Origin of the sequence: Zavarzinia sp. (genome assembly GCF_049306435.1) — a bacterium.
Lineage (GTDB): Bacteria > Pseudomonadota > Alphaproteobacteria > Zavarziniales > Zavarziniaceae > Zavarzinia.
The window spans coordinates 1-4,569 of sequence record NZ_JBAQRT010000136.1 but is presented as its reverse complement, the minus strand read 5'-3'; the positions used below and the strand labels follow the sequence as shown (position 1 = coordinate 4,569).

General features: G+C 68.5%; 5 protein-coding genes. 4 read left to right on the top strand and 1 reads right to left on the bottom strand.

Going from position 1 to position 4,569, the window contains the following annotated elements; translation table 11 throughout:
• The 4 genes from WAZ62_RS07380 to glpX form a co-directional block, all read left to right on the top strand.
• Window positions 1–591: OmpA family protein (locus WAZ62_RS07380; RefSeq protein WP_422642871.1), on the top strand; the 591-nt coding region annotated here is incomplete at its 5' end.
• A gap of 51 nt (window positions 592–642) precedes the next feature.
• A complete protein-coding gene (locus tag WAZ62_RS07375; RefSeq protein WP_422642870.1) occupies window positions 643–1,872 on the top strand; it encodes an LL-diaminopimelate aminotransferase in 1,230 nt (409 codons plus the stop codon).
• Entirely contained in the window at window positions 1,869–3,173 is a 1,305-nt protein-coding gene (locus WAZ62_RS07370) for a homoserine dehydrogenase (protein ID WP_422642869.1), read from the top strand. The genes WAZ62_RS07375 and WAZ62_RS07370 overlap by 4 nt, the downstream gene beginning before the upstream one ends.
• A 32-nt stretch (window positions 3,174–3,205) precedes the next feature.
• The gene (glpX, locus tag WAZ62_RS07365; RefSeq protein WP_422642868.1) at window positions 3,206–4,201 is read left to right on the top strand and encodes a class II fructose-bisphosphatase; all 996 of its coding nucleotides are present in this window, start codon (window positions 3,206–3,208) and stop codon (window positions 4,199–4,201) included.
• A 36-nt stretch (window positions 4,202–4,237) separates the two neighbouring features.
• On the opposite strand, the gene WAZ62_RS07360 is transcribed toward glpX, so the two are convergent.
• A partial coding sequence (locus tag WAZ62_RS07360) for an NAD(P)/FAD-dependent oxidoreductase (RefSeq protein WP_422642867.1) occupies window positions 4,238–4,569 on the bottom strand: 332 nt, incomplete at its 5' end.

The window sequence follows — 4,569 nt, the reverse complement described above, 5'->3', positions numbered from 1 at the left end:
ATCGTCGCCGACGTCTACCAGCAGCAGCTGGCGGAAACCCGCAGCCCGCGCAGCGTTCCCGTGTCCATGCCGCAGTTCGAGGCGTCGCGCGCGCCGGCCCTGCCGGTGACCGGGGTGCCCATGACGGCGGCGATGCAGGCCGCCCTTGGTGGTGCTGCCCCCGCCCGTGTTCCCGTGCGTCTCGACATGCCGCAGGACAGCGGTCGCCGCGCCGCTGCCCCGGCCCGAGCTACCACCGCCGCTGCCGCGGCGGGATCGGCTTCAGGCAGTGGCACGGTTATCGGGTTTGCCGCGGGGTCGATCGACCTTTCGCCGGCAGCGCGCGAGTCCATCCGTCAGATGGCATCGGCGCTGCATTCCGGTGCGGCGCAGGTGCGGATCGTCGGCTATGCCCGTGCCAAGGGCGATGGCGGCGATTCGGTCGGGGCCTTCGGGCTGTCGATCGATCGGGCGAATGCCGTGGCGGCCGAACTGATGGCCGCGGGCGTGCCCGCGCAGGCGGTCATGGTGGAGGCGATCGTCGCCGACGCCGGGGCCGCCAGCCAGCGCAACCGGGGCAAGGGGCCCGAAGCGGTCGTCTTCGTCGAGTAATTACTCACTCTTCTCAACTCGCATTCCCTTGAAGGGACATCAGGTCCGATCATGGATCCCGAATTTCATCGCATCCGGCGGTTGCCGCCCTATGTCTTCGAGCAGGTCAATTCACTGAAGGCCAAGGCCCGCGCCCGCGGCGAGGACATCATCGATTTCGGCATGGGCAATCCCGATCTGCCGACCCCGAAGCACATCGTCGACAAGCTGGTCGAGACCGTGGCCGACCCGCGCAGCCACCGCTATTCCGTCTCGCGCGGGATTCCGGGCCTGCGCAAGGCCCAGGCCGCCTATTACCAGCGCCGTTTCGGCGTCGAGCTGGACCCGGAGCGCGAGGTGATCGCCACCCTCGGCTCCAAGGAAGGCCTCGCCAATCTGGCCCAGGCCATCACGGCGCCGGGCGACACCATCCTGGTGCCGAACCCGTCCTATCCGATCCACCCCTACGGCTTCATCATCGCCGGCGCCGCGATCCGTTCGCTGCCGCCGGTGACGCAAGAGACGGACTTCATGACCGTGCTCGAGCGGGCGACGCGCCATTCGGTGCCGATGCCGACGGCCATCGTGCTGAATTACCCGTCGAATCCGACGGCCGAGGTGGTCGATCTGGACTTCTACGCCCCGATCGTCGAATTCTGCCGGGCCAAGGGCATCTACATCCTGTCCGACCTCGCCTATTCGGAAATCTATTTCGACGGCAATCCGCCGCCGTCGATCCTGCAGGTGCCGGGCGCCAGGGATATCGCGGTCGAATTCACCTCGATGTCCAAGACCTATTCCATGCCGGGCTGGCGCATGGGCTTCGCCGTCGGCAACCAGAAGCTCATCCAGGCCCTGGCCCGGATGAAATCCTATCTCGATTATGGCGCCTTCACGCCCATTCAGGTCGCGGCCACCGCCGCCCTGAACGGGCCGCAGGACTGCGTCGAGGAAGCGCGGCAGATCTACAAGGCGCGGCGCGACGTGCTCATCCCGGGCCTGCTCGATGCCGGCTGGAACGTGCCGTCGCCGCCCGCGACCATGTTCGCCTGGGCGCCGATCCCGCCCGCCTTCGCCCATCTCGGCAGCCTCGAGTTCTCGAAGCGCCTGCTGACCGAAGCCAAGGTCGCGGTCGCGCCGGGTCTCGGCTTTGGTGAATATGGCGATGGCCATGTGCGCATCGCGCTGGTCGAGAACGAGCACCGCACGCGCCAGGCCGTTCGCAACATCAAACGTTTCCTGGCTTCGGCGGACCCGGCGCGGCCGCAGGATGTGCCGGCGCAGAAAAAGGTCGTGGCGTGACGGATTCCTTGCGACTGGGTGTCGCCGGCCTCGGTACGGTCGGCGGCGGTCTCGTTCGATTGCTCGCGGCCCATGCCGACCGGCTGGCCCTGCGCACCGGCCGGCGCATCGAGATCACCGCGGTCTCGGCCCGCGATCCGGGTAAGGATCGCGGCCTCGGCAACGCGCTCGGCGATGCCCGCTGGTATGGCGACGCGGTCGAGATGGCGGCGGACGACGATGTCGACGTCGTCGTCGAATTGATCGGCGGCGAGACCGTTGCCAAGGCCGCGGTCGAGGCCGCCCTGTCGCGCGGCAAGCCGGTCGTCACCGCCAACAAGGCCTTGCTCGCCCATCACGGCGTCGCCCTCGCGGCGATGGCCGAGAAGGCGGGCGTCGCGCTCAATTTCGAGGCGGCGGTCGCTGGCGGCATTCCGGTGGTCAAGGCCCTGCGCGAGGGTCTGGCCGGTAACCGGATCGAAGCCGTCTACGGCATCCTGAACGGCACCTCGAACTATATCCTGACCAGCATGGCCGAGAGCGGCGCCTCCTTCGAGGATGCGCTGGCCGAGGCCCAGGCGCTTGGCTATGCCGAGGCGGACCCGAGCTTCGACGTCGACGGTGTCGATGCCGCGCACAAGCTCGCGCTGCTCGCCAGCCTCGCCTTCGGAGCGAAGATCGATTTCGGCGCCATCCATGTCGAGGGCATCCGCCGCGTCTCGGCGCTCGATATCGCCTTCGCCCGCGAACTCGGCTTCCGCATCAAGCTGGTCGGCACCGCCCGTTCGACCAGCGAGGGGCTGGATGTCCGCGTGCATCCGGTGATGATCGCCGAAGGCTCGCCCCTGTCCCATGTCGACGGTGTCTTCAACGGTGTCGTCGTGCATGGCGATTTCGTCGATCGCATGATGTTCGAGGGCAGGGGGGCCGGCGCCGGCCCTACCGCCTCGGCGGTCATGGCCGATATCGTCGATATCGCCCTCGGCGTCCGGCTGCCCCTGTTCGGCGTGCCGGTCGATGCCCTGCTACCGGCCCGGGTGATGCCGGTGACGGCGCGGCAGGGCGCCTGCTATCTCCGTCTTTCCGTGGTTGATCGGCCGGGGGTTATCGCGGACATTGCCGCCATCCTGCGCGACGAGCAGGTCTCGATCGAGTCCCTGCTTCAGCGGGGGCGGGCCCCGGGCGAAGGCGTGCCGGTGGTGATCGTGACGCACGAAGTACAGGAAGCGGCCATGGCCCGGGCCATGGCGCGGATCGGCGCGCTGGCCTCGGTACTCGAGGCCCCGACCATGATTCGCATCGAAGAGATAAAGCGCGCCTGAGCTGGCGCGGCATGGATTTGAAGGAACTGGACATGGCGACGAAGAAGACTGTCAAGACCGCCCCCGTCGAAGTGGCGGGCGACGACGACCGCGCCCTCGTGCTCGAACTGGTTCGCGTCGGCGAGGCGGCGGCGATCGCCGCGGCGAAGCTGGCGGGCTGCGGCAACGAGAAGGCGGCCGATCAGGCCGCCGTCGATGCCATGCGCACGGCCCTCAACCAGATGGACATCAAGGGCACCGTCGTCATCGGCGAAGGCGAGCGCGACGAAGCCCCGATGCTCTACATCGGCGAGGAAGTCGGCACCGGCAAGGGTCCCGAGATCGACATCGCCCTCGATCCGCTGGAAGGCACGACGCTGACCGCCAAGGCCTGGCCGAATGCCCTCGCTGTCGTCGCGCTGGCGAAGCGCGGTCATTTCCTGCACGCGCCCGACGTCTACATGGAAAAGATCGCCATCGGCGGCGGCTATGCCCCCGGCATCGTCGATATCGACCGTGATCCCGTCGACAACCTGAAGGCCATCGCGGCGGCCAAGGGCGTGCCGGTCGACCAGGTCACGGCCTGCATCCTCGACCGTCCGCGCCATGCCGAACTGATCGCCAAGGTCCGCGCCTCTGGCGCCCGCATCAACCTGATCCCGGACGGCGACGTCGCCGGCGTCATCGCGACGGCGGAGCCGGATACCGGCATCGATATCTATTTCGGCTCGGGCGGGGCGCCGGAAGGCGTGCTGGCGGCTTCGGCGCTGCGCTGCATCGGCGGCCAGATGCAGGGCCGCCTGCTGTTCCGCAACGACGAGGAAAAGGCGCGCGCGCTGAAGGCCGGCATCACCGACCTCAATCGCAAGTATGAGCTCGAAGATCTGGCGCGGGGCGATGTCATTTTCGTCGCGACCGGCGTCACCAATGGCTCGATGCTGGAAGGCGTGAAGATCACCCCGCTCGGTATCACCACCGAGACCATCGTGATGCGCTCCAAGTCTGGTTCGGTCCGCTGGATCAAGACCCGTCACGGCAAGAACAAGTAAGAACGCGAAAGCGCCCCCGGCTTCGGCCGGGGGCCTTCAGTGCCCGCCCAGCCAGCGGGCGGCGCCTTGTCCCGCGGCCCGGCCGAGGGCGAGGCAGGCGGTCAGCAGATACCCGCCGGTCGGCGCATCCCAGTCGATCATCTCGCCCGCGCAGAAGACGCCGGGCAGATCCCGCAGCATCCAGTTGTCGTCCAGCGCCTGAAGCGCGACGCCGCCTTCGGTCGAGATCGCCTCGGCCAGCGGCCGGGCGCGCGTCAGGGGCAGGGGCAGGCTTTTGAGCCGGCGGGCGATGGCCAGGGGCGTCGCCAGGTCGGCCGGCGTCGCTCCCTCGCGCAGCAGCCCGGCGCGGACCCCGGACAGGCCGAGGC

Excerpts from the sequence above, each read along its gene's own strand:
- WAZ62_RS07375 (WP_422642870.1), top strand. The coding sequence starts at position 643 with ATGGATCCCGAATTTCATCGCATCCGGCGGTTGCCGCCCTATGTCTTC.
- glpX (WP_422642868.1), top strand. The coding sequence starts at position 3,206 with ATGGCGACGAAGAAGACTGTCAAGACCGCCCCCGTCGAAGTGGCGGGC.